The sequence below is a fragment of the Microbaculum marinisediminis genome (assembly GCF_025397915.1).
Taxonomy (GTDB): domain Bacteria; phylum Pseudomonadota; class Alphaproteobacteria; order Rhizobiales; family Tepidamorphaceae; genus Microbaculum; species Microbaculum marinisediminis.
The window spans coordinates 179,003-202,690 of record NZ_JALIDZ010000003.1 but is presented as its reverse complement, the minus strand read 5'-3'; the positions used below and the strand labels follow the sequence as shown (position 1 = coordinate 202,690).

Annotated in this window: 20 protein-coding genes and 1 pseudogene; 5 read left to right on the top strand and 16 right to left on the bottom strand. The window is 66.8% G+C overall.

Annotated features, from left to right (window positions below; genetic code table 11):
• Positions 1 to 6: 6 nt before the first annotated feature.
• The 3 genes from MUB46_RS07040 to MUB46_RS07030 all read right to left on the bottom strand — a co-directional run bounded on the left by MUB46_RS07040 (position 7) and on the right by MUB46_RS07030 (position 2,344).
• Positions 7 to 1,020, bottom strand: coding sequence for a nickel/cobalt transporter (locus tag MUB46_RS07040; RefSeq protein ID WP_261615177.1), 1,014 nt, complete (start codon positions 1,018 to 1,020; stop codon positions 7 to 9).
• Positions 1,017 to 1,700 (bottom strand): DUF1007 family protein, encoded by a 684-nt coding sequence (locus MUB46_RS07035; RefSeq protein WP_261615176.1) that lies wholly within the window; start codon positions 1,698 to 1,700, stop codon positions 1,017 to 1,019. Before MUB46_RS07035 ends, MUB46_RS07040 begins: the two co-directional genes overlap by 4 nt.
• 116 nt (positions 1,701 to 1,816) lie before the next feature.
• Entirely contained in the window at positions 1,817 to 2,344 is a 528-nt protein-coding gene (locus MUB46_RS07030) for a L,D-transpeptidase (protein ID WP_261615175.1), read from the bottom strand.
• 283 nt (positions 2,345 to 2,627) lie between these two features.
• Here MUB46_RS07030 and MUB46_RS07025 point away from each other — a divergent pair, with 283 nt between their 5' ends.
• Positions 2,628 to 3,695, top strand: coding sequence for a Glu/Leu/Phe/Val dehydrogenase dimerization domain-containing protein (locus MUB46_RS07025; protein ID WP_261615174.1), 1,068 nt, complete (start codon positions 2,628 to 2,630; stop codon positions 3,693 to 3,695).
• Positions 3,696 to 3,699: 4 nt separating this feature from the next.
• Here the strand turns inward: MUB46_RS07025 and MUB46_RS07020 are convergent, their stop codons facing one another.
• On the bottom strand, positions 3,700 to 4,527 hold the full coding sequence (locus MUB46_RS07020; RefSeq protein WP_261615173.1) for a beta-keto acid cleavage family enzyme: 828 nt from the start codon (positions 4,525 to 4,527) through the stop codon (positions 3,700 to 3,702).
• The gene (locus MUB46_RS07015) at positions 4,524 to 5,882 is read right to left on the bottom strand and encodes an aspartate aminotransferase family protein (protein WP_261615172.1); all 1,359 of its coding nucleotides are present in this window, start codon (positions 5,880 to 5,882) and stop codon (positions 4,524 to 4,526) included. The genes MUB46_RS07020 and MUB46_RS07015 overlap by 4 nt, the downstream gene beginning before the upstream one ends.
• Positions 5,883 to 5,978: 96 nt before the next feature.
• On the opposite strand from MUB46_RS07015, the gene ggt reads away from it, so the two are divergent.
• The gene (gene ggt / locus MUB46_RS07010) at positions 5,979 to 7,736 is read left to right on the top strand and encodes a gamma-glutamyltransferase (protein ID WP_261615171.1); all 1,758 of its coding nucleotides are present in this window, start codon (positions 5,979 to 5,981) and stop codon (positions 7,734 to 7,736) included.
• Here the strand turns inward: ggt and MUB46_RS07005 are convergent.
• A complete protein-coding gene (locus MUB46_RS07005) occupies positions 7,733 to 8,935 on the bottom strand; it encodes an amidase (RefSeq protein WP_261615170.1) in 1,203 nt (400 codons plus the stop codon). The genes ggt and MUB46_RS07005 overlap by 4 nt on opposite strands.
• Positions 8,936 to 9,034: 99 nt before the next feature.
• Positions 9,035 to 10,600, bottom strand: coding sequence for an OpgD/OpgG family glucan biosynthesis protein (locus MUB46_RS07000; RefSeq protein WP_261615169.1), 1,566 nt, complete (start codon positions 10,598 to 10,600; stop codon positions 9,035 to 9,037).
• 154 nt (positions 10,601 to 10,754) lie between these two features.
• On the opposite strand from MUB46_RS07000, the gene MUB46_RS06995 reads away from it, so the two are divergent.
• Positions 10,755 to 11,465, top strand: coding sequence for a gamma-glutamylcyclotransferase (locus MUB46_RS06995; protein ID WP_261615168.1), 711 nt, complete (start codon positions 10,755 to 10,757; stop codon positions 11,463 to 11,465).
• 105 nt (positions 11,466 to 11,570) lie between these two features.
• Here the strand turns inward: MUB46_RS06995 and MUB46_RS06990 are convergent, their stop codons facing one another.
• The gene (locus tag MUB46_RS06990) at positions 11,571 to 14,054 is read right to left on the bottom strand and encodes a heavy metal translocating P-type ATPase (RefSeq protein WP_261615167.1); all 2,484 of its coding nucleotides are present in this window, start codon (positions 14,052 to 14,054) and stop codon (positions 11,571 to 11,573) included.
• Between the two features lie 92 nt (positions 14,055 to 14,146).
• Between MUB46_RS06990 and MUB46_RS06985 the strand changes: the two genes are divergently transcribed.
• Complete coding sequence (locus MUB46_RS06985; RefSeq protein ID WP_261615166.1) at positions 14,147 to 14,422, top strand: metal-sensitive transcriptional regulator; 276 nt, start codon at positions 14,147 to 14,149, stop codon at positions 14,420 to 14,422.
• A gap of 329 nt (positions 14,423 to 14,751) precedes the next feature.
• Here MUB46_RS06985 and MUB46_RS06980 read toward each other — a convergent pair whose 3' ends face one another.
• The 8 genes and pseudogenes from MUB46_RS06980 to MUB46_RS06950 all read right to left on the bottom strand — a co-directional run bounded on the left by MUB46_RS06980 (position 14,752) and on the right by MUB46_RS06950 (position 22,838).
• On the bottom strand, positions 14,752 to 15,930 hold the full coding sequence (locus MUB46_RS06980; protein WP_261615165.1) for a M20 aminoacylase family protein: 1,179 nt from the start codon (positions 15,928 to 15,930) through the stop codon (positions 14,752 to 14,754).
• 93 nt (positions 15,931 to 16,023) lie between these two features.
• Positions 16,024 to 17,196 (bottom strand): M20 aminoacylase family protein, encoded by a 1,173-nt coding sequence (locus MUB46_RS06975; protein ID WP_261615538.1) that lies wholly within the window; start codon positions 17,194 to 17,196, stop codon positions 16,024 to 16,026.
• A 5-nt stretch (positions 17,197 to 17,201) separates the two neighbouring features.
• Positions 17,202 to 17,522 (bottom strand): oligopeptide/dipeptide ABC transporter ATP-binding protein, encoded by a 321-nt coding sequence (locus MUB46_RS24320; RefSeq protein WP_425256232.1) that lies wholly within the window; start codon positions 17,520 to 17,522, stop codon positions 17,202 to 17,204.
• 192 nt (positions 17,523 to 17,714) lie between these two features.
• Positions 17,715 to 18,089: pseudogene (locus MUB46_RS24315) on the bottom strand (ATP-binding cassette domain-containing protein); the annotation flags it as partial.
• Between the two features lie 137 nt (positions 18,090 to 18,226).
• A complete protein-coding gene (locus MUB46_RS06965; protein WP_261615163.1) occupies positions 18,227 to 19,204 on the bottom strand; it encodes an ABC transporter ATP-binding protein in 978 nt (325 codons plus the stop codon).
• Positions 19,205 to 19,214: 10 nt separating this feature from the next.
• Positions 19,215 to 20,171 (bottom strand): ABC transporter permease, encoded by a 957-nt coding sequence (locus MUB46_RS06960; RefSeq protein WP_261615162.1) that lies wholly within the window; start codon positions 20,169 to 20,171, stop codon positions 19,215 to 19,217.
• Positions 20,172 to 20,174: 3 nt separating this feature from the next.
• On the bottom strand, positions 20,175 to 21,155 hold the full coding sequence (locus tag MUB46_RS06955) for an ABC transporter permease (protein WP_261615161.1): 981 nt from the start codon (positions 21,153 to 21,155) through the stop codon (positions 20,175 to 20,177).
• A gap of 90 nt (positions 21,156 to 21,245) precedes the next feature.
• On the bottom strand, positions 21,246 to 22,838 hold the full coding sequence (locus MUB46_RS06950; protein ID WP_261615160.1) for an ABC transporter substrate-binding protein: 1,593 nt from the start codon (positions 22,836 to 22,838) through the stop codon (positions 21,246 to 21,248).
• Positions 22,839 to 23,061: 223 nt separating this feature from the next.
• Between MUB46_RS06950 and MUB46_RS06945 the strand changes: the two genes are divergently transcribed.
• Positions 23,062 to 23,523, top strand: a complete 462-nt coding sequence (locus MUB46_RS06945; protein WP_261615159.1) for a GNAT family N-acetyltransferase — start codon at positions 23,062 to 23,064, stop codon at positions 23,521 to 23,523.
• Positions 23,524 to 23,688 lie beyond the last annotated feature (165 nt).

Genomic DNA, 23,688 nt, shown 5'->3' with positions numbered 1-23,688 from the left:
GGCCGCCTAAAGGCCGGCCTGCAGCGCCCCGCCCAACATCAAGAGCCCGAAGGCGCAAACCGCAAGTGCGGCCAGCAGCTCGACGGTCTGCAGACCAACGGCCGCCCAGCCGGCCCCGTCATCGGCGAGCCTGGCGGCGAAGCCGCGCGCGCCAACCGCCAGGGCGGCGAGGATGGCGACGGCCAGTCCGGTCCCCACCGCCATCGCCAGCGTCGAGGCGACGCCCACCGCGTAGACGCCCTGGGAGAAGGCGAAGACCAGCACGACGAGCGCGCCGGTGCAGGGGCGGATGCCGACGGCCAGAACCGCCGTCCAGGCGCGCTTCAGCGAGAACGGCCCGCCCAGCGACGCCGGATCGGGCGCATGGTCATGTCCGCAGCCGCAGTCCGGCCCGTGCCCATGGTGATGGTGATGATGGCCGTGACCGGGAGCGCCGGCTGCCACGGTCTGGGGGGAGCCGACCGGCATTTTCGCGATCAGGGCGAGGCTCTTGCCATAGACGAGCCGCGCGCCGATCAGCGCGATCAGGGCGTAGCTCGCGATCTCGACGAAACCGGTCGCCTGGGTCATGGCGATGCTCGTTGCGCGCAAGATCACCGTCAGCACCGTCACCATCGCGATCGCCGTCAGGGCCTGCACGAAGGCGGCCGCGAAGGACAGCACGATGCCGCGCCGCATCGTCTCCCCCGTCGCCACCAGATAGGAGGTGATCACCACCTTGCCGTGGCCAGGACCGGCGGCATGGAACAGGCCATACAGGAACGACAGGCCCGCCAGCGCCCAGCCTGCCCCCGGATCTGTGCGGAAGGCCGCAACCAGACCCGAAAGGGCCCTGTAGAATTCGGACTGTTTCGCCGCGATCCAGCCGAACAGGCCGGCGAGCGGCCCCGACTGAACTGCGACGGAGGGGTCGGGCCTGGCAACGCCGAACGGATTGGCCGCAGCCGTATCGGCAAGGAGACAGGCGACGGCCAGCCCCGCGAGCAAGACGACGAACCGCGTGTCCGCGCGCACGATCATTCGCATACGACCTTGATCGTGTTGGCGTTGCCCTCGGTCAGCTCGAGGATCTCCGGCGGCAGTTCGCGAACATCGGCGGGAAACTGCGACAGGAGGTTCGCCGTCGCCGTGTCGAAGCCTTCCGCGCGCTCGATGTCCAGTCGACAGCCCGAAGGCGCGTCGACCAGAAGCGCCGTATCCGTCTCCGCGAGCTGGAAGTCGACGAAGAAGGTCGGGTCGTAGACTTCGATAGCGGTCAGGCCCTGCTTGGGATCGAACGGCTCGGTGAGCGGCAGGGTGAAATGCAGCGTCAGTTTGGTGCCGTCATAGTCGAGCCAATAGTCGACCGGATCGCGGAAGACGCCATAGACCTCGTCGACGCCGATGACGCCGAGATAGGTGAAATAGTCGAACTCGTTCAACGACTCGACGTTGACCTGGGCCAACGGCTGCAGTTCCTCGCGGGTCAGCTTGCCGTCATTGTCCTCGTCCAGCCCCTGGATGGCGTAGGCCGAGAACATCTCGTCGAAGGTCCAGGCATGGCGGATGCCGCTGATCGCACCGTCCGCGTTGAACAGGATGTCGGACCGGCTGTCGACCCAGACGTGCGGATGCGCGCCCGCTCCGCCAGCGGACACGATCGTTCCGGCCGCGACGGCCGCCCCCGCCAACACCGATTTCCTGACAGACTTGAGATACATAAGCCGAACTCCCGGCGCCGCTTCAACAGCACGATAGCGGCGGAAGCGTGGCGCGGGAATCCCCTAGCCCGGACGCGGCAGGAACGAGGGTGGGGGCGGGGGCAGAAGCGAGTGGGCTAGCGCGCGACGATGACCGGGGCGCCGATATGCACGCGCTCGAACAGGTCGACCACATCCTCGTTCAGCATGCGGATGCAGCCGTCCGACACCGCGTGGCCGATGGAGCCCGGCGCGTTGGTCCCGTGAATGCGATAGGTGGTCCAGCCGAGATACAGGGCCCGCACCCCGAGCGGGTTCTTCGGGCCCGGCGCCATCGAAGAGGGCAGCCGCGGATTTTTCTTGCGCATGCTGGGCGTCGGCGTCCAGCTCGGATTTTCCTTCTTCTCGCTCACCCAGGTCGTGCCGAACCACTGGTTCCTGGGGCTGCCGACGGCCACCGCGTAGCGGATCGCCTTGCCGTTGCCGAGCGCGTAGTAGAGCCGTCTTTCCGCGGTCTTGACGATGATCGTGCCGTAGCCGTGGTCGCCGTCCATCTCGACGATGTCGCGCGTCGTCGCCGATGCCGCGCTCGCCCATCCGACCATCACCGCGATCGCCAGTGCGGCGAGTCCGTTCGCGAAAGCCCGTGCGGTAGTCCCGATCATTGCTAGCCCCCCGACCCGATCGCCGTCCTGTCTGACTGCACTCAAACCGCGCCGCGTTAAAATTCGGCAACCGGCCTGGACGGCACGGTCGCCGGCATTGCGCAGTTGCAACATCCGGCGAAGCAAAAATTTTCCCGACTACGCAATTTTGGCGAAATCAATCCCCGCGAGCTGAACCGCTACCGCACGAAAAAGATAATTATTCCTGTTAATCGGCATATCTTTCCCAATGACAGAACAGTCGCCGGCAGGGGCGACCGGCGCGACAATATGAGGATCCAATATGCCGACCCAGGAATTAGACGCCACCGCCCATCCCAGTTTCGACGGACATCAGCAGGTCGACTTTCGCGTCGATCCGGTATCGGGCCTGCGCTCCATCATCGCCATACACGACACCACCCTCGGCCCGGCGCTGGGCGGCTGCCGTATGTGGCCCTATGCCAACGACATGGACGCCCTCGACGACGTTCTGCGCCTGTCGCGCGGCATGACCTACAAGAACGCATTGGCCGGCCTGCCCCTCGGCGGCGGCAAGGCCGTGATCATCGCCGATCCCAAGACCGACAAGTCGCGGGCGCTGTTCGAGGCCTTCGGCGACCATGTCGATAGCCTCGGCGGCCGCTACATCACCGCGGAGGATGTCGGCATCACCGACGCGGACATGGAGATCGTCGCCGGCCGCACGCCGCATGTGCGCGGCATCCGCGCCACAGGCCTGGGCGATCCCTCGCCGTTCACCGCCTGGGGCGTGTTCTGTGCCATGCGCACCGCCGTCGGCTTCGCCCTCGAACGGGCGTCCCTCGCCGGCCTGACCGTCGCCGTCCAGGGCCTCGGCCATGTCGGGGGCCGCGTCGCCGCCCTCGCCCATGCCGACGGCGCCCGGCTGATCGTGGCCGATATCGATCAGGCCCGCGTCGACGAGGTCGTCGCCCGCAACGGCGCGACGTCCGTTCCGGTCGACCGGATACACGCCGTCACCGCCGACGTCTTCGCGCCTTGCGCCCTCGGCGGCGGCCTGAACGAAACGACGGTTCCGCAGGTTCGGGCCGGGATCGTCTGCGGCGCCGCGAACAATCAGCTGCGCACCCCGCAGGACGGCGCGTCGCTGATGCGGCGCGGCATCCTCTACGCGCCGGATTATCTGGTGAATGCCGGCGGCGTCATCTCGATCGCCCCGGAGCGGCCCGGCATGACGGCGGACGAAATGAAGTCGCGGATCGCCCGGATAGGCGACACGCTCGGTCTTGTCCTGTCGCGCGCGAAAATGCAGGACCTGCCACCCGAGGTCGTCGCCGACCGGATGGCCGAGGAGCGCATTGCCGCCGCCCGCCGCGACCGCAGCGCCTGAGGGTCTAGAGCCAGCTCCCGACCAGTGCCCTGACGGCTGCCGCCGCGAGCGGCGACCGCCCGGCCGCGCGCGCGGCATCGGCAGCGAGGCCGACCAGATCGGCCGTGTAACCGGCGGTCTCGCCGGTCGGCAGGACCATGTTGTTCTCGAAGCCGACGCGCACATGCCCGCCCTCCCCAAGGGCGTGACGCATGCAGGCGTTCTCGTTCGGCCCGAAGGCGCAAACCGACCACGAAACGGCTTCGCGCATCGGCGCCAGTGCTTGCAGCATCGGGTCGAGATCGGACGGCTCGGAGCGCTGGCCGGCGGTATAGCGCCCCAGCACCAGCAAGAGGCTCGGGCGCCGGACGGCGAACAGACCGGTTTTGCTGAGCGCGATGAACCGTTCGATATCGGCCGGATCATACAGGATGATCTGCGTCCAGACCCGGCGTTCCCCCAGCCATCCGAAGAAGCGTCGAACCGGCACGTCGTCGGCGCCATCGGGCAGGATCTCGCGCAGCGCCACCGACACCGCTTCCGGCTCGAGCGCGCGGATCGTCGCCATCTGTTCGTCCGGCGAGTAGCGTCCGACCGCCTCCGTCGTCGGCTGGATGACCAGCGCGTCGCCCACCGCGTCGCGCACCGCCGCGGTCGCCTCCCGGTAGAGCCCGGCATCGAGCGAATGCGCTCCGTCGGCGTCGCGCACATGCAGGTGCAGGACCGACGCCCCGGCATCGAGGCACCGTTTGGCCTCGGCCGCGATCTCGGCCGGCGTCATAGGCAGGTTCGGATGATCCGCCCTGGTGCGCCGCGCCCCGTTCGGCGCGGCGATCACGATGGTCCCGCTCACGCCCGAACCTCGGCGAGCGATGCGGCGATCGCCGCCTCCAGCCGGTCGACCACCATCGCCAACTCGTCGTCCGACATGATGAACGGCGGCGCCAGCAATACGTGGTCGCCGTCGATGCCGTCGGCGGTGCCGTTGCCCGGGTAGCAGACGAGCCCGCCCGCCATCGCGTGCGTCTTGATGCGGCCGGCCAGCCCCTTGGCGCGCGGGAACGGCGCCTTGCTCTCCCGGTCCGCGACGAGTTCGACGGCGCGGAAGAAGCCACGTCCGCGGATGTCGCCGACATTGGCGTGCTGGCCGAAGCGATCGACGAGCATGTCCTGGAACATCTCGCCCGCCGTTCTGACGCGCTCCAGCAGCCCCTCGTCCTCGATCACCTTCTGCGTTTCCAGCGCGGCGGCGCAGGCGATCGGATGGCCGATATAGGTGTGACCGTGCCGGAACACGCCGTCATGTCTTTCGATCACCCGGGCCAGGTCCTCGCGCACCAGCGTCGCGCCGATCGGCTGGTGACCGGCGCCGAGTCCCTTGGCGGTGGTGATCATGTCCGGCACGACGCCGTCCTGCTCGCAGGCATAGAGCGTACCGGTGCGCCCCATACCACTCATCACCTCGTCGAGCACCAGGAGCACTCCGTAGGTGTCGCAGATACGCCGGATCTCGCGGAAATAGCCCGGCGCCGGCGCAACCGCGCCCGCCGTCGCACCGACCACGGTCTCGGCGAAGAAGGCGGAGACGGTGTCCGGCCCGACCTTCAGGATCTCGTCTTCCAGGGCTTTTGCGGCGCGCAGGCCGTAGGCCTCGTCGCTTTCTCCCTCTCGCCTGTGGCGATAGGCGTAGCAGGGAACGATATGGCTGACCGGCAGGCCGAGCAGCGGCGCGTAGAGCTCCTTGCGCGCCGGATTCCCGCCCAGCGCCAGAACGCCGAGGGTGTTGCCGTGGTAGGACTGTTCGCGGGCGATGTTGTGCGCCCGTTTCGGCTCGCCGCGTTCGACATGGATCTGCCGGGCCAGCTTCAGCGCCATCTCGTTGGCTTCCGAGCCGCCGGAGACGAAATAGACCCGGCCGAAGCCCTTCGGCGCCCGCGAGACGAGGAAATCCGCCAGTTCCTCCGCCGGCTCCGAGGTAAAAAACGCGGTATGCGCGAATTCCAGCGTGCCGGCCTGCTGCTGAATCGCCCTGACCACGCGCGGGTGCAGATGGCCGAGGCAGGAAACAGCCGCCCCGCCGGACGCGTCGAGATAGCGTCTTCCTTCACGATCGATGATCCACCCGCCCTCGCCGGTAACGGCAACGGGATAGGTCGCCTTCAGATCGCGGTGGAAGACGTGGCTGTGAGAAGTCGTGCCCTCGGGCATCGCCAGAATTCCCTCTTCGTTTCGTTCGCCAAAACCGGTGCGCTCGCTTAGCCTAGCAGCGGATTCCGGATCGCGCTGCTGTAAAGGGCCACTTCTATGCTGCGATACATTCGCCCCTCCCTCGCCATCGGTCTGATCGCGACGGCGACCGCTCTGTTCTGGACGCCGGCCTCGGCCGATACCCTCAGCCGGGCGGCGCCCGAGCCGGCAAGCGTCGGCGTGGCGCGGGCGCCCGTCGAGGCGGACCGGCAGATGGTCGTCGCGGCCCACCCGCTGGCGTCTCTCGCCGGGCTCCGCGCCTTGCGCAACGGCGGCAGCGCGGCGGATGCGGCGATCGCGGCGATGATGGTGCTCGGTCTCGTCGAGCCGCAATCGGCGGGCCTGGGCGGCGGCGCCTTCCTGCTGCACTGGGACGAAGAGGCCAGGGCGCTGACAAGCTGGGACGGGCGCGAGACCGCGCCGGCCGCCGCCACGCCGGAGCGCTTCCTGAACGCCGAGGGCAAGCCCGACCCGTGGCCGCAGATGGTGCCGGGCGGCCTTTCGGTCGGCGTGCCCGGGCTCGTGGCGATGCTGCACGACGTCCATGCCGAGCATGGCAAACTGCCGTGGGCACGCCTGTTCGACGACGCGATCGGCCTGGCGAACGGCGGCTTCGGCGTCTCCCCGCGCCTCGCCATGCTGGTCGCGGGCATGGGGGAAGACGCCTTCTCGCCGCAGGCGCAGGACTATTTCCTCGATCCCGACGGCGCCGCTCCCCTGCTCGGCCAGGTGATCGAGAACCAGGCCTATGCCGACACGTTGCAGCGCATCGCCGATGGCGGCCCGGAGGCCTTCTATTCGGGAGAGATCGCCGAAGACATCGTCGGCGCCGTCACCAACGCCTGGCGCAATCCCGGCGACATGACGACGGACGATATCGGCAACTATCGCGCCATCGAGCGACCGGCCGTCTGCGGCGACTATCGCGGCTACAAGATCTGCGGTATGGGCCCGCCGTCGTCCGGCGGCCTCGCCGTTGCCATGACGCTTCGGATGCTCGAGCGCTTCGACCTAGGCAAGACGCCGACGCCGGAGGCCCTGCACCTGATCGGCGAGGCCGGAAACCTCGCCTTTGCGGACCGCAATCGCTATGTCGCCGATCCCGACTTCGTGACCGTGCCTGCCGGACTGATGAACCCGGACTATCTCGCCGAGCGATCGGCCCTGATCGATCCGGCCAAGGCCGGCGGCGTCCGCGAGCCCGGAAATCCGCCGGCCTCGGCCGCCCCCTCCCCCGGCAGGGACGGCACCAAGGAAGCGCCGGGCACGACGCAGGTCTCCGTCATCGATGCAGACGGCAATGCCGTCTCGATGACCGCCTCGATCGAATCCGCCTTCGGCTCGCGGCTGTTCGTGCGCGGCTTTCTCCTCAACAACGAGCTGACCGACTTCTCCTTCGCCCCGGCCGACGCGGAGGGCCGGCCGATCGCCAATCGCGTCGAGGCCGGAAAGCGGCCGCGCTCCTCGATGGCGCCGACCATGGTGTTCGACGAGAACGGCAAGCTTGCGATGATCCTCGGTTCGCCCGGCGGCAGCCGCATCATCGGCTACGTGGTCAAGGCGATCATCGCCATGGTCGACTGGGGCTACGACCCGCAGGCCGCCGCCGCGCTGTTCAATTTCGCCAGCCGCAACGGCCCCTTCGAGGTCGAGGACGTCACCGGCGCCGACCGGTGGGTCGCGGCGATGGAAGCGTTCGGCGGGCCGGCCAAGACCGCCGACATGACCAGCGGCCTCAACATCATCGCCGTCGGCGGCGGCAAGCTCGCCGGCGCCTCCGACCCCCGCCGCGAAGGCGCGGCGATGGGGGATTAGCCGGCCGCGATCTTGCCGGCCAGGCCCACCAGCGCGCGATCGCTGCCGGCCGGGCCGATGATGGACAGGCCAAGCGGCGCGCCGTGATGCGTCGCCAGCGGGATGTTGACCTGCGGCAAACAGCCGATGCCGGCAATGCACAGGATCGACAGCGCCCGGTCGCGGAAAATCTCAAGTTCGGAGACCGGCGTCGCGCACAGTGGCGCTATCGCGGGAACCGTCGGAAGCACCAGCAGCCGTGCCGCCGCAAGGGCGCGCACATGCTGGCGTAGCTTCGCACGCAGCGCCCACGCCTGGGCTTTCGCGGTCTCGTCGCGATTGATCCGCCGCGCCCAGTCGAAGCGGTCGCGCACGCCGGGCCCGAACTGCGGATCGTGGCTCTCGATCCAGGCCCCGTGCGTATCCCAGATCTCGGAGGCCTGCGTCGTGCGGAATACCAGCAGCCAGTCGGCAAGCCCCCGGGGGGCGATATGCCGGGGGGCAACCCGGCCGTGCTCGGTCTCGCCGATAACCGCTTCCGCCTTCGCCAGGACGGGCAGAAACGCCGCCCTGGTCTCCTCGTCGATCATCAGATCGAACGCGTCGCTCAGGAAAACCGGCCAGCCATCGGGCAGTTTCGCGCTGTCCTCGCCAAGGACAATGTCGCCGACGCGCGCAAACGTCCCCGCGTCTCGGGCGAACCAGCCGACCGTGTCGTAGCTCGGCGCAAGCGGCATGCAGCCGGAAATATCGATGCGCCCATGCGTCGGCCTGAGGCCGAACAGGCCGCAATAGCTGGCCGGCGCGCGCACCGAGCCGCCCGTATCGGTGCCGAGCGCGAAATCGACGAGGCCGCCCGCGGTCGCCGACGCCGAGCCGGACGAAGACCCGCCGGGAATGCGATCGGGCGCCGCCGAATTCACCGGCGTGCCGTAATGCGCGTTCTGCCCCTGCAGGCTGAAGGCGAGTTCGTCGGTGATGGTCTTGCCGACGAAATCCGCCCCCGCATCGAGCAGCGCCTGCACTACCGGCGCAGTCTTCGCCGCTATGGATGATCCGGCGAGCTTCGCCGGATTGCCGCAGCCCGTCGGATAGCCGGCGACCTCGAACAGGTCCTTGACGCCCATTGTCAGGCCGGACAGCGGCCCGGCTTCCGCATGCGCTACGGGAACGGGGGGATAGCGCATGAACGCGCCGAGCGGATCGTCCTGAATGAGCACCTGCGGCCTCCCTCGCGTCTTGGCCGGGAGACCTTAGTGCCGGAGATCACGCCTGTCATGCGGATCGCGGCTGTCATGCGGCCCGCGACTACGGACCGGTCAGGCCAGCGCCGTCGGGAAGAACTGGTAGATCCAGGTTTCGCTCAACGCCTTGTCATCCAGGCGCACGAACATGCGTAGGTTGACGGGGTCGTGCCCGGTCGCCTCCAGGTCGAAGAGCACCCGCCAACGGTCGGTTCCCACCACCGGATAGGCGACTTCGTTGCTCACACTGCCGCGGCTCGCATCGATGACGACCTCGACACCGCTCGACCGGTCGAGGCCCTCGAAGGCCGGGCCTTCCAGGTCGATGGCGAACTTGCGCACGCCGGGCGGACGCGGCTGGCCGGGAATCCCGCCCATGCCGATCCGCGTCGCCACGATCCGGGCGACCGGCGCGGGATAGGGCTGGTCGGCGACCCAGTGCAGACGGTAGGCGAAATCGAAGGACTGCCCGGCCTCGACCGGCGCGCGCGGCACCCAGAAGGCGACGATATTGTCGTGGATCTCGTCGTCGGTCGGGATCTCGACGAGTTGTACCGAGCCCTCGCCCCACGTACCGATCGGCTCGACCCAGACGCTGGCGCGCTTCTCGTAGAAAACGCCGTCGTCCTGATAGTTGTCGAAGTCGCGGTCACGCTGCATCAGGCCGAAACCGCGGGGATTGGTGTCCAGGAACGCGTTGGTGACGACGCGAGACGGGTTGTCGAGCGGCCGCCAGATGCGCTCGCCGGAGCCGGTCCAGATGGCGAGCCCGTCGGAATCGTGAACTTCCGGCCGCCAGTCCTTCGCGTCCTCGCGATTGGTTTCCGAATACCAGAACATGCTGGTCAGCGGCGCCACCCCGAGCTTCTCGATCGCCGTGCGGGTGAACAGCGCGCAGTCGACATCCTGGACGATGCCCGTGTTCGGCGCATTGCTGACGATCCGGTAGGCGCCGGAAAGGCTCGGCCCGTCGAGCAGGGCATAGGCGATCAGCCCGCCGGCCCCGTCGCGCTCCAGCCAGAACTCGGTGAACCGGGGGAACTCCTCCGGCTTCGAGGCCGCCGTATCGATGGCGATGCCGCGCGCCGACAGCCCGTACTGGTCGAGCGGCCCGGAGGTGCGGAAATAGGAGGCGCCGAGAACCGCCAGCCAGTCTGTCTTGCCGCCGGGCGCCATGACGCGGAAGCCGGCGAAGCCGATATCCTCGGGCAGGTCGCGGGCCGCGTGATCGGCCGGCATGTCGAAATAGTCGGGCGAATAGAGCAGTTCGCGCGCCTCGCCCTTCTCGACGGCATGGATCTTCACCGGCGCTTTGAAATAGCGGCCGAGGTGGAAGAACCGGACGCCCGGCTCGTTGCCCGCCTCGCCCCACATCGTCGCCTCGTCCCTGAAGCGGATCTGCTGGTGCGCATCGAAATCGACCGTCTCGAGGACGTCACCGGCCCGAATCTCGGGCCCCTCATAGGGTTTGGCGGCAAGCGCCTCGGCCCGTGCCTTCAACGCGTCGAAGGAAAACGGCTTTGCCGATCCGAAGCGCGCGCGCGGGTCCGTTGCGGCTGCGGCGAGCCCCGGCAGGAAAGCCAGCGCGCCGGCCGCAAGTCCGCCGGCCAGCACCTCGCGACGGGAAAATTGTTTGCTCATGGCGGTCCACGATCCGTTTTGAATGCCATGCTGATCGGTCCGGAAGGTGGAATTTTGATGGCAGCCGTGGCAATTCAAGGGGCGCTTCAACAGATGTGAACGCAGTTCGCCGACAGATCCACTTGGTTTTCGTCGCAGGAGAGGACGTTTTTCGATGCCGCCCCGCCGGATGGCACTGACACCCGATCATGTCGCCCGCGTGCACCGGGACATCGAGTACAAGGGTCTCGATCCGGCCTATACGTACCGGACGGACGAAGAATACCAGGCGATCATCGACGACCTGCTGGCCCAGCGCCCGGAAACCGACGAGTTCTGGCTGTTCGCCTCGGGCTCGCTGATCTGGAAGCCGGAGGTCGAGCACCTGGAACGGCGGATCGCGACGATCCGCGGCTATCACCGCTCGTTCTGCCTCCACATGCGCCAATGGCGCGCCACACCGGAACAGCCCGGCCTGATGATGGCGCTCGACCGGGGCGGCCAGTGCAAGGGCGTCATATTCCGCCTCGACCACGACGCCATGGAGGAACAGCTTCGCAAGCTGCTGGAGCGCGAAATGCGCATGCGCCCGTCGAACAATCTGGCCCGCTGGGTGGCGGCGCAGACCGACAAGGGGCCGGTGCCGGCGCTCGCCTTCGTGATGAACCGCGAGGGTCCGGGCTATGTCGGCCGCCTGCCGATCGAGGAGACGGTGACCATGCTGGCGCGCGCCTGCGGCCACATCGGCTCCTGCGCCGAATACCTATACAACACGGTCGCGCACCTGGAAGAACTCGGCATCCACGACCGCCACCTCTGGCACCTGCAGCAGCTGGTGGCCAGGCGCATCGCCGAGGATCACGGACTGGACGCCCCGGCGGAGTGAGCCTGTGCCGACGGTCGCACGTCGTCTCCGGCCTCACTAAAAACGCTCGGACGCGCGCCGCGAGATGCCCGGGTCGCGCCCGGGCATCCGGCAGAGGCGAAGCAGCTACAACTCCACCCGCCGCAGGCGCAGCGAATTGCCGATGACGCTGACCGACGACAGCGACATCGCCGCCGCCGCGATCATCGGCGACAGCAGCAGCCCCAGGAACGGGTAGAGGATGCCGGCCGCGATCGGCACGCCCGCCGAGTTGTAGATGAAGGCGAAGAACAGGTTCTGGCGGATATTGCGCATCGTCGCCTGGCTCAGGCGGCGCGCCTTGACGATGCCGTTGAGATCGCCCCGCAGCAGCGTCACGCCGGCGCTCTCGATGGCGACATCGGTGCCCGATCCCATGGCGATGCCGATATCGGCGGCGGCGAGCGCCGGGGCGTCGTTGACACCGTCGCCGGCCATCGCGACCACGCGGCCCTCCTTGCGGAACCGTTCCACCACCGCGCTCTTCTGATCCGGCAGCACCTCGGCCTCGACATCGTCGATGCCGAGGCGGCGGGCGACGGCCTCGGCGGTCGTGCGATTGTCGCCGGTCAGCATGACGATGCGGATGCCTTCGCCGTGCAGCGCCTTGATCGCCGCCGGCGTCGTCTCCTTGACCGGGTCGGCGATGGCGACGACTCCCGCCGCCTTGCCGTCGATCCCGGCGAAGATGGCCGTCGCGCCGTCCTTGCGCAGGGCGTCCGCCCTGTCGGCGAGCGGCGCCACGTCGATGCCGTGCTCCTTCAGGAAGCCGGCGGTGCCGAGCAGCACCTTGCGGCCGTCGACCGTTCCGAGCGCCCCCTTGCCCGTCGGCGCGTCGAAATCCGCGGCGTCGGCAAGCACGATGCCTCTGGCTTCCGCCGCCGCGACGATGGCCGCGGCCAGCGGATGCTCGCTCGACCGCTCCACGCTCGCCGCCAGCCTGAGCAGCTCCGCCTCCTCGATCCCGTCGGTCACGACCTCCGTGACCGCCGGCTTGCCCTCCGTGAGCGTGCCGGTCTTGTCGACCACCAGCGTATCGACCTTCTCCATGCGCTCCAGCGCCTCGGCGTTCTTGATCAGCACACCGGCGCTGGCGCCGCGCCCGACGCCGACCATGATCGCCATCGGCGTCGCGAGGCCCAGCGCGCAGGGGCAGGCGATGATCAGCACGCTGACGGCAGCGACCAGCGCGAAGGTGAACTGCGGCTCCGGCCCGTAGATCGACCACGCCGCGAAGGCGATGACGGCGACGGCGACGACGACGGGCACGAACCAGCCCGAAACCTGATCGGCGAGCCGCTGGATCGGCGCGCGGCTGCGCTGCGCTTCGGCGACCATCTGCACGATGCGCGACAGCATGGTGTCGACCCCGACCCTGTCGGCGCGCATCACAAGGGCGCCGGACTGGTTCATCGTGCCGCCGATCACCGCGTCGCCGACCTCCTTGGAAACCGGCATGGATTCACCCGTGACCATGGACTCGTCCAGCGCCGAGCGCCCGTCGACGACCTCGCCGTCCACCGGAACCTTCTCGCCCGGCCGCACGCGCAACCGATCGCCGATGGCGATCTCCTCGAGCGACACCTCCTCTTCCGAGCCGTCGTCGCGGATGCGCCGCGCCGTCTTCGGCGCGAGGTCGAGCAGCGCCTTGATCGCCCCGCCGGTGCGCTCGCGCGCCCGCAGTTCCAGAAGCTGGCCGAGCAACACCAGCACGGTGATCACCGCCGCCGCCTCGAAATAGACCGCGACCGATCCGTCCGCGCCCCGGAACGTCGGCGGGAACAGGCCGGGCGCCACCGTCGCCACCACCGAATAGACCCAGGCGACGCCGGTACCCATGGCGATCAGGGTGAACATGTTGAGGTTGCGGGTGACGATGGACTTCCAGCCGCGCTCGAAGAACGGCCAGCCGCACCACAGCACCACCGGCGTGGCCAGCACCAGCTGGATCCAGTTGGAAAGCGCCGGCGACACGATATGCAGGCCGAGCACGTGCCCGCCCATCTCCAGAAAGAACACCGGCACCGTCAAGACGAGGCCGATCCAGAACCGCCGGGTGAAATCGATCAGTTCCGGATTGGGGCCGGAATCCGCGGTGATCATCATCGGCTCGAGGGCCATGCCGCAGATCGGGCAGGTGCCGGGGCCGACCTGCTGGATCTCCGGATCCATCGGACAGGTGTAGATCGCCCCCTCTATCACCGGCTCCTCGGGGCGCACGTCAGCCAGGTATTTGTCCGGATCGGCGATGAATTTCTCGCGGCACTTCGGATTGCAGAAATAGTAGGTCGTGCCGTCGTGCTCGTGCGTGTGCTGCGCCGTCGCCTTGGTGACCGACATCCCGCACACCGGGTCCGTCGCCTTCAGATACTTGTCCGGGTCGGCGATGAACTTCTCTCGGCACTTCGGATTGCAGAAATAGTAGGTGGTCCCGTCCAGCTCGTGGGTGTGCTTGGCGGTCTCGATCGTCACGGTCATGCCGCAGACGGGATCGACGGCCTTGCCCTCCGGCGCCCCGGTTTTGGCGGCCGGTTCATGATGGCTGCAACAGGATGCGGTCTCGCTGGACATGACACTCTCGATTCTGCTCGATGGGCCCGGATACCCGATGGGGGTATCGCATTCGCTTGACTACATATACCCCCATGGGGTATCTGACAAGCATGCAGGAGAAAGCAAAGACCGCCGTCGCCAAACGGCTTGGCCGGATCGAGGGACAGGTGCGCGGCATTGCCCGCATGGTCGCCGAGGACCGCTATTGCATCGATATCGTCACCCAGATCGATGCCGTCCGCGCCGCGCTCAAGCGCGTCGAGGAAGAAGTTCTGCGCGACCACGTCGCCCATTGCGTCGAGCACGCCATCCTGAGCGGCGACAAGGAAGAACAGCGCCAGAAGATCTCCGAGCTGATGCAGGTGCTGGAGCGCAGCGGGCGGTAGGCCGACCTCCCGACCCCGCTCATTCCCGCAAAAGCGGGAACCGGCGGCCGTCTGCTGCGCCGGTACGGCGCTGCGCCACATCGCAGCCCCGACAGATGGGGCCTTGCCAATCGCGCCCCGACTCCCGCTTTTGCGGGAATGAACGGAACGCAGCCTGGCGCAAGCCCCCATCTCGGCCGTCTTGCCCGGACTTGTTCCGACGATGACCGGCAATGAGACAAAGCGACTGGAGTGGCGTTTCTCGGAAAGCCGCTCGGGGGCCTTGGACGCGACGAAAAAAGCCCCCGCTCTCGCGGGGGCTTCGTTCTTCTGCGAACGCCGATCGGACCCTACGCCGCCTTCGGCAGCACCGTCTCGACCAGCGAGGCCCAGTAGCCGACGCCGTAGGGAATGGCGTCGTCGTTGAAGTCGTATTGCGGCGTGTGCACGTTGGCGCCGCCCTTCTCGCCGGGCATGCCGTTGCCGAGCCAGATGTAGCAGCCGGGCCGTTCCTCGAGCATGTAGGAGAAGTCCTCCGCCCCCATCTTCGGCTCGCCGGTGGTCGAAACCTCGTTCGCGACCTTGCGGGCGGCCAACGCGGCGATCTCGGTCTCGTCGGACGTATTCACGGTCGGCGGATAGTTGCGCATGTACTTCACCTCCGCCGTCGCATCGAAGGCGAGCGCCACATTGGTCGCGATGCGCTTGAGCTCGGTCTCGACCAGGTCGCGCACATCCGGCATGAAGGTGCGGCAGGTGCCGCTCAGCTCGGCTTCCTCGGGAATGACGTTGAAGGCGTCGCCGGCGTGGAACTGGGTCACCGAGACGACGGCCTCCTTGATCGGATCGACGCGGCGGCTGGCGATGGACTGCAGTGCCGTGACGATGTGCGAGCCGATCACGACGGGGTCGCGCGAGACGTTCGGCATGGCGCCGTGGCCGCCCCTGCCCTTCACCAGGATCCTGAACTCGTCGGCCGCCGCCATGCACGGACCCGGACGCATGGAGATCGCGCCGAGCGGCAGGCCGGGCATGTTGTGCATGCCGTAGACGGTCTCGCAGTTGAACCGGTCGAACAGACCGTCCTCGATCATCACCTTGCCGCCGCCGCGGCCTTCCTCGGCCGGCTGGAAAATCAGGTAGACCGTGCCGTCGAAGTTGCGGTGGTCGGCTAGATAGCGCGCCGCGCCGAGCAGCATCGTGGTGTGCCCGTCGTGGCCGCAGGCGTGCATCTTGCCGTCGGTCTGGGAATGGTACTCGAGACCGGTCTTCTCGAAGATCGGCAGGGCGTCCATGTCGGCCCTCAGACCGATCGCGCGATTGGAGCCGCCCTTGCCGCGCACCACGCCGACGACGCCGGTCCTGGCGATACCCGTATGAACCTCGTCGACGCCGAACTCCTTCAACTTCCGCGCGACAATATCGGAGGTGCGGGTCTCCTCAAAACCAAGTTCGGGATGGGCGTGGATGTCGCGGCGGATCGCCACCAGTTCATCCATGTAGGGCTTCACGCGGTCGGTATAACTCATGCCAGGGTCTCCTGAATTCGATGCCTTACCTCTAGTTGTGCCTACCTGCGGCCGATTGGCAAGCGTGACCTGGCCGCAAAGCCGGCATCGCGGCTAGTCCGGCCTAGGCAAAACGGTTTCGACGAGCGAAACCCAATAGCCGATGCCCGCGGGGATCGCCGCGTCGTTGAAATCGAAGTCCGGCGCATGGAGCCAGGGGCGATCCTCTCCCGTCCCGAGCCAGATGTAGGTTCCGGGGCGGGCCCCCAGCATAAAGGCAAAATCCTCCGCGCCCATAAGCGGCGTCACATCGGTCTCCACCGCCTGCGCGCCGACGACACGGCGCGCCGCGGCAGCCGCCAGCTCGGTTTCCTCCGGTGCGTTCACCGTCGTCGGATAGCCCCGGGCGTAGTCGACCTCGGCCGTGACATCGAACGCGGCCGCAACCTCCGTGCAGATCCGCTTCATTTCGGCTTCGACCAGATCGCGCACCTCGGGCAGAAAGCTGCGACAGGTGCCGCCGAGCTCGATCTCCTCGGGTACAACGCTGCCCCCGGTGCCCGCCCGGAACGTCGTGATCGAGACGACCGCCGCGTAGATCGGATCGACGCGCCGGCTGGTGATCGACTGCAGCGCCGTGACCATATGGGCACCGGCGACGATCGGATCGCGCGTCTGGTGAGGCCAGGCGCCGTGTCCGCCCGTGCCGCGCACCACGATGCGGATGATGTCGGACGCCGCCATGATCGGCCCCGTGCACATCGCGATCGAGCCGAACAGACGGCCGGGCATGTTGTGCATGCCGAACACGGACTCGCAGTTGAACCGCTCGAACAATCCGTCGCGGATCATGAAGTCCGCGCCGCCGCCGCGTTCCTCGGCCGGCTGGAAGATCAGATGGACGGTTCCGTCGAAGTCACGGTGTTCGGCGAGATAGCGCGCGGCCCCGAGCAGCATCGTCGTATGCCCGTCGTGGCCGCAGGCATGCATCTTGCCCTCGACCGTCGAGCGGTAGGGAACGTCTGTCTTCTCGGTAATCGGCAGCGCGTCCATGTCGGCCCTGAGGCCGATCGCGCGATTTGACCCGCCGTTTCCGCGCAGGACACCGACGACGCCGGTGCGCCCGATCCCGGTATGCACCTCGTCGACACCGTATTCTCTCAGTTTATCGGCAACCAGCGCCGCCGTGCGGTTTTCCTCGAAGGCGATTTCGGGATGCGCGTGGAGGTCGTGGCGGATCGCCACCAGCTCGTCGAGATAGGGGTCGACGCGACCGGCGATCGACATATTCATCATTCTACGCGTTCCGCCTCCATGCGCTCCAGCCGTCCCTCCTCCACGGCATGGCAGGAGGCCAGATGGTTCTCGCCGACCGGCAGGAGCCGCGGCTCCTCCGCTTTACAACGATCGAAGGCGTAGGGACAGCGCGGATGGAAGGTGCAGCCGGACGGAGGATCGATCGGGTTGGGCACCTCGCCCTTCACCGGCGTGCGCGCCCGCCCCGTCATGTCGATGTCGGGCACCGCGTCGAGAAGCATGCGTGTGTAGGGGTGGCGCGGATTGTCGAAAAGCGCGCGAGACGGCGCATCCTCGACCAGCTTGCCGAGATACATGACGCCGATGCGGGTCGCCATGTGCCGGACGACGGCGAGGTTGTGGCTGATGAACAGATAGGTCAGCCCGAACTCGTCCTGCAGGTCGCGCATCAGGTTGAGGATCTGCGCCTGCACCGACACGTCGAGCGCCGAGGTCGGTTCGTCGCAGATGATGAATTCGGGCTTGTTCGACAGCGCCCTCGCGATCGCGATGCGCTGGCGCTGCCCTCCGGAGAACTCGTGCGGAAACTTGGCACCATCGGCGGGATCGAGCTTCACGACCTTCAGCAGTTCGCCGACCTGATGCTCGATTTCCTGCACGTCGCCGGCAAGGCCGAAGGCGCGGATCGGCTCGGCGATGATCTTGTCGACCCGCCATCGCGGATTGAGGCTGGCGAAGGGATCCTGGAAGATCATCTGGAACCGGCGCCGCAGTTTCCGGTCCTCGGCCGTCGACTGCACCGCGGCACGGTCGACGCCGTCGAAGACGATCCTGCCGGCGGATGGATCGATCAGGCCGGCGACCATGCGCGCCACCGTCGACTTGCCGCACCCCGACTCGCCGACCAGCGCGAAGGTCTCGCCGGCATTGATCTTGAAGCTGACGTCATGGACGGCGCGCAGGTACTGGCGCGGCACGCCCTCGACGACCCGGTTGAGGAACGGCTTCGACACGTCGAAGAAGCGGGTCAGCCCCTCGACCTCGACCAGCGGGGCTCCGCTCATGTGACGGTCTCCTCCGCGTAGAGCCAGCAGGCCGCCCGCGTCTTGCCCGTATCAAGCAGTTCCGGTCGCTCCTCGTAGCAGCGATCGAATGCCTTCGGGCAGCGCGGATGGAATGCGCAGCCCCGCGGGATCGCCATCAGGCGGGGCATCGAGCCGTCGATCTGCTGCAGCCTGTCGGCCTCGTGGGCGAGCGAGGGGATCGAAGCCATCAGGCCCACGGTATAGGGATGGCGCGGGGTCTTGATCACCTCGCGTACGGGGCCGATCTCGGCGATGCGCCCGGCATACATGACCGCCACGCGATCGGCCGTTTCGGCGATGACGCCCATGTCATGGGTGATAAGCATGACGGCCGCGCCGTGTTCGGCGCAGGTCTTCTTCAACAGCCGGATGATCTGTGCCTGCACCGACACGTCGAGCGCCGTCGTCGGCTCGTCGGCGATGACCAGAACGGGATTGACCGCCAGGGCCAGGGCGATCACGACGCGCTGGCGCATGCCGCCGGAGAACTGGTGCGGATAGGCATCGATGCGCGAACCGGGGGCCGGGATGCCGACCTCGGTCAGGAGCTCGATCGCCCGCGCGCGCGCGTCCGCATCCGACATCTTGACGTGGGTCTGGATCGTCTCGGTGAGCTGCTCGCCGATCGTATAGAGCGGATTGAGGCTGGTCAGCGGGTCCTGGAAGACCATGCCGATCTGCTTGCCGCGGATCTTGCGCATCTCCTCCTGCGGCAGATTGTCGATGCGCCGCCCCTGCAGGATCACCTCGCCGCCGCCGATGCGGCCGGGCGGTTCCAGCAGATTGATGACGGCCGTGCCTGTCAGCGACTTGCCGGCGCCGGACTCGCCGACGACGCCGAGCACCTCGCCCGGCGCGATGTCGAAGGACACCTTGTTCACCGCCGTCAGCGTTCCGCGCCGCGTCGGGAACTCGACGATGAGGTCGCGGACCTGAAGAAGGGGTTGAGTCACGCCGCCTCCCTCACCGCAGCTTCGGATTGAGCGCGTCGCGCAGCCAGTCGCCCAGCAGATTGACCGCGAGCACGAGGGTCGCCAGCGCCGCACCGGGAAAGATGGTGATCCACCACTCTCCGGAGAACAGGAAGTCCTGGCCGATGTCGATCAGCGTGCCGAGCGAGGGCTGCGTCGGCGGCAGGCCGACGCCGAGGAACGACAGCGTCGCCTCCAGGATGATGGCCACCGCCAGGTTGATCGTCGCGATCACCAGTACCGGTCCCATGACGTTCGGCAGCACGTGGCGTAGCATGATCAGGAACGGCGGGATGCCGATCAGCCGCGCGGCCTGGACATATTCCTTGTTGCGCTCGACCAGCGTCGAGGCGCGCACGGTGCGCGCGTACTGCACCCAGAACGACAGGCCGATCGACAGGATCAGCACGCCGTAGGCGGTGTCCTCGCGGCTGACGTCCTTGAACAGGCCGTGCACCACGCCGTCGATCAGCAGCGCGATCAGGATCGACGGGAAGGTGAGCTGAATATCGGCGATGCGCATGACGATCGTGCCGAAGGTGCCGCCGAAGTAGCCGGCGGCCAGCCCGAGCCCGATACCGAGCGTCGCGGCGAACAGCACACTGGCGAAGCCGACGGCGAGCGACGCCCGCGCACCGTAGAGGATCCCCGACAGGATATCGCGGCCCTGGTCGTCGGTGCCGAGCAGGAAGCGCGGATCGCCGTACTCCTCCCAGGCCGGCGGCATCAGCGAATCCATCAGGTCGATGGAGGCCAGGTCGAAGGGGTCATGCGGGGCGATCCACGGCGCGAAGGCGGCGCCGAAGATGAACAGGAATGTGACGAAGGCCGCGAGCATCGTCAGCTTCGACTGCTTGAAGGAATGGAAGATATCACTGTCGAGCACGCGCGTGGCGAAGCCGTGCGGCTTCGACAGGAACTCGGCTTGGGTCTCGGGTCCGCCCGTCATGGCTTACACCGCCGCGCCGCCGTCGAGCCGCACCCGCGGATCGACCACGGTGTAGAGGATATCGACGATGAGGTTGATGACCACGAACAGGAAGGCGATCAGCATCAGATAGGCCGCCATGATCGGGATATCGACGTTCTGCACGGATTGCAGGAACAGAAGCCCCATGCCCGGCCACTGGAAGACGGTCTCGGTGATGATCGCAAACGCGATGATCGATCCGAGCTGCAGGCCGGTGACGGTGATCACCGGGATCAGCGTGTTCTTCAGCGCGTGGCCGAAATTCACCGCCCGCTCGGTGAGGCCCCGGGCGCGGGCGAATTTGATGTAGTCGGTGCGCAGAACCTCGAGCATCTCCGCCCGCACCAGCCGCATGATCAGGGTGAGCTGGAACAGGCCAAGCGTGATCGCCGGCAGGATCAGCGCCTTCAGCCCCGAGACGGTCAGGAGCCCCGTCGACCAGAACCCGAGATCGACCACGCTGCCGCGCCCGAAGCTCGGCAGCCATTGCAGGTTCACCGCGAAGATGAAGATCAGCAGGATGCCGATCAGGAACGGCGGCAGAGAGATGCCGACCAGCGAGACCGTGAGGAACAGCTTCGACATCCAGGCATTGCGGCGGATGCCCGTATAGACGCCCATCGGGATGCCGACGAGCAGGGCAAAAAGCGCCGAGACGATCGACAGTTCCAGGGTCGCCGGCAGCCGGGACAGGATCATCTCCGAGACCGGCTGCTTGAACTGGTAGGAGATGCCGAAATTGAACTGAGCGGCGTTCAAGATGAACCGCGCGAACTGCACCAGGATCGGGTCCCTCAGCCCGAGCCGCACACGCAGCGCCTCGCGCTCGGCCGGCGACGTCTCGATCCCGACCATCTGATTGATCGGATCGCCCACGTACCGGAACATCAGGAAGGCGATCAGCGCCACGACCAGCATGACCAGGATGGCCTGGAGGAGGCGGCGGATAATGAATGCGGTCATCGTGTCGGAACGCCAGGCGTCGGGTGCACAAAGGAACGCCGGCGGGAGGCCGCCTTCAACGGTCTCCCGCCTGTGGTCGGGACTACGACGTCAGTTCTTGTTGACGTAGTAGAACATCAGCGTGTTGTCGGCGCGCTGGGCCAGCTCGACACTGTCGGCGACGCCCCAGGCCAGACCCTGCTGGTGCAGCGGAATGTGACCCGCCTCATCCAGATGCATCTTGAACGCGTCGGCGATCATCTGATTGCGCTTGTCCGGGTCGTTCTCGACCAGGATCTTCGCCGTCAGCTCGTCGACCTTCGGATTGCAGTAGCCGCCCAGGTTGAACGGCGCCTCGCTGCCCTCTTCCGTCCGGCAATGGATGATGTTTTTCAGGATGTTCCAGGAGTCGAACGAGCCGGGCGTCCAGCCGAGCAGATAGAACGACGTGTCGAAGCCGTTCGACTGCAGAACCTTGGCGAAGTACTTCGCCTTCGGCTGGGCATTGAGGTCGACCTTCACGCCGATCTTGGCGAGCATGGAGACCACGGCCTGGCAGATCGCCTCATCGTTGACGTAGCGGTCGTTCGGGCAGTCCATGCCGACCTCGAAGCCATCCGGATAGCCGGCTTCGACCAGGAGCTTCTTGGCCTCTTCCGGATCATACGGATAGCGCTCGAACTGATCCGACAGGGCGAACAGGAACGGCGAGATCATCAAGGCAGACGGGGTCGACAGACCGCGCATGATCTTCTGCTTGATCGCCTCGATGTCGATCGCCTTGAAGAACGCCAGGCGGACCTTCGGGTCCTTGAAGGGATTCTTGCCCTTAACATTCGAATACAGAAGCTCGTCGCGCATCTGGTCCATGCCCAGGAAGATCGTCCTGAGTTCGGGCCCGGTCAGCGCCCGCGTGCCGTCATTGCCCTCGACGCGCTTGATGTCCTGGACCGGCACCGGATAGACCATGTCGAGCTCGCCTGACAGGAGCGCAGCGACACGGGTCGCATCCTCGCTGATCGGCGTCAACTCGACCGTATCGACGTTGAACTTCTTGTTTCCGTAGTCCCACCAGTCCGTGTTTTCCTGGAAAACCGTCTTAACGCCGGTTTCGTGGCCGGTGATCTTGAACGGTCCGGTTCCGTTGGCATGCAGGCCGGCATAGCTCGGGCTTTCGTCGGACGCCGACATCACCTTCGTGGTGTTGTTTTCCTCCGACCACTCCTTGTCCATGATGCCCCACGTATCCCACTCGTAGTGCAGGATCGGATTGGGGCTCGCCAGCACGAAGTCGACAGTGTGGTCGTCGACCTTCTCGACCTTCACGTCAGCGCCGATGCGAGTCTTCAGGTCGGATTCCTGAGACCGTACGCGGTCGGCCGAGAACACCACGTCGTCGGCGGTGAAATCGTTGCCGTTGTGGAACTTCACACCCTTGCGCAGATGGAAGCGCCAACGGGTCGGCTCGATGATCTCCCAGCTTTCGGCCAGCGCCGGCTGGATCTCGAGGTCCGGACCGCGGCGGGTCAGGCCCTCGTAGACGTTGCCGAGCGTGCCGAGCGAGAATGTTTCATTGAGGCTGTAAGGATCGAGCCCCTTTAGTTCCCCCTGGAATGCGTACTTGAACGTCTCGGCCTGGGCGTAGCCCACGACACCGATTGCGACGGCAAACCCCGCCGCGACAGCCGTTTTACTAAAGGCCATCTGTCACCTCCCTAAGTTTATTTTTGATCCGCCGCCCGGCGGATTTAAAACTAGTCTATATACGCTTCGAGGCGGCGTCACCCTCGTCTCTATTCAACCATACCGGATCTGATCACACTGTTCGGCAGCCCGCAATGGTAGGATTGCCAAACCATCCGCTTCGCGATGACGAAACAGCAGTGGTCCGATGGCGGACCGCCACACCTGCCGAGGGCCATGCAGAATGACAGACAGCTTGCGGACGGCCGGCCCCGCCGACCTCGATGCCCTCGTCGAAATCGAGAACGCTGTCTTCGTTCCACCGGCCTACGAGCCGATGTCGCGCCGCCAGTTTCGCTGGCACATCTCCAATCCCCGCGCCGCCCTGATTGTTTGCACCCGCAGGGGCCAAGTCGTCGGCTACGCGCTGGGCCTTGCCCGCGCGGGCTCGCGCTACATGCGGTTCTACTCCCTGGCCGTCCTGTCGCAGGCCCAGGGCGGGGAGATCGGCAAACGCCTTTTCGAGGCGATCGAAACGGCGGCGCGCCAGCGTGGACTTGGCGTCATCACCGAGGTGCGGGCCGACAACACCAGGCTTCACCGCCGCTACCTGGGGCTCGGATACACGGAATTCGAGCACAAGCCTGATTACTATCCCGACGGCTGTGCGGCGATCCGCATGAAACGGTCATTCGGGGAGGTCTGAGCCTCGCCATCAATAAATCGCAATCGCCGCTAAAAGCCTCTTGTTCCGCCGTACAAACGGCGTAGGGATAGGCAGCGATCGGCGTTGCCGCTTCGCCAGGACGCGTCCGCGGTGCGACGCGCCTCGCAAACGACGCCCCTGAAAGGAGGGGCCGACCACCTAGAG

Bases quoted from the DNA above. Each gene is read 5' to 3' on its own strand.
- MUB46_RS06975 (WP_261615538.1), bottom strand. From the start codon at position 17,196: ATGTCGATCGCCGGTCGCGTCGACCCCTATCTCGACGAGCTGGTGGCG.
- MUB46_RS06955 (WP_261615161.1), bottom strand. From the start codon at position 21,155: ATGACCGCATTCATTATCCGCCGCCTCCTCCAGGCCATCCTGGTCATG.
- MUB46_RS06985 (WP_261615166.1), top strand. From the start codon at position 14,147: ATGCAGGAGAAAGCAAAGACCGCCGTCGCCAAACGGCTTGGCCGGATC.
- MUB46_RS07040 (WP_261615177.1), bottom strand. From the start codon at position 1,020: ATGATCGTGCGCGCGGACACGCGGTTCGTCGTCTTGCTCGCGGGGCTG.
- MUB46_RS06945 (WP_261615159.1), top strand. From the start codon at position 23,062: ATGACAGACAGCTTGCGGACGGCCGGCCCCGCCGACCTCGATGCCCTC.
- MUB46_RS07030 (WP_261615175.1), bottom strand. From the start codon at position 2,344: ATGATCGGGACTACCGCACGGGCTTTCGCGAACGGACTCGCCGCACTG.
- MUB46_RS06995 (WP_261615168.1), top strand. From the start codon at position 10,755: ATGCCGCCCCGCCGGATGGCACTGACACCCGATCATGTCGCCCGCGTG.
- MUB46_RS07000 (WP_261615169.1), bottom strand. From the start codon at position 10,600: ATGAGCAAACAATTTTCCCGTCGCGAGGTGCTGGCCGGCGGACTTGCG.
- MUB46_RS07015 (WP_261615172.1), bottom strand. From the start codon at position 5,882: ATGCCCGAGGGCACGACTTCTCACAGCCACGTCTTCCACCGCGATCTG.
- MUB46_RS06950 (WP_261615160.1), bottom strand. From the start codon at position 22,838: ATGGCCTTTAGTAAAACGGCTGTCGCGGCGGGGTTTGCCGTCGCAATC.
- MUB46_RS07035 (WP_261615176.1), bottom strand. From the start codon at position 1,700: ATGTATCTCAAGTCTGTCAGGAAATCGGTGTTGGCGGGGGCGGCCGTC.
- MUB46_RS06960 (WP_261615162.1), bottom strand. From the start codon at position 20,171: ATGACGGGCGGACCCGAGACCCAAGCCGAGTTCCTGTCGAAGCCGCAC.
- MUB46_RS24320 (WP_425256232.1), bottom strand. From the start codon at position 17,522: ATGTATCTCGGCAAGCTGGTCGAGGATGCGCCGTCTCGCGCGCTTTTC.
- MUB46_RS06990 (WP_261615167.1), bottom strand. From the start codon at position 14,054: ATGTCCAGCGAGACCGCATCCTGTTGCAGCCATCATGAACCGGCCGCC.
- MUB46_RS06980 (WP_261615165.1), bottom strand. From the start codon at position 15,930: ATGAGTTATACCGACCGCGTGAAGCCCTACATGGATGAACTGGTGGCG.
- ggt (WP_261615171.1), top strand. From the start codon at position 5,979: ATGCTGCGATACATTCGCCCCTCCCTCGCCATCGGTCTGATCGCGACG.
- MUB46_RS07025 (WP_261615174.1), top strand. From the start codon at position 2,628: ATGCCGACCCAGGAATTAGACGCCACCGCCCATCCCAGTTTCGACGGA.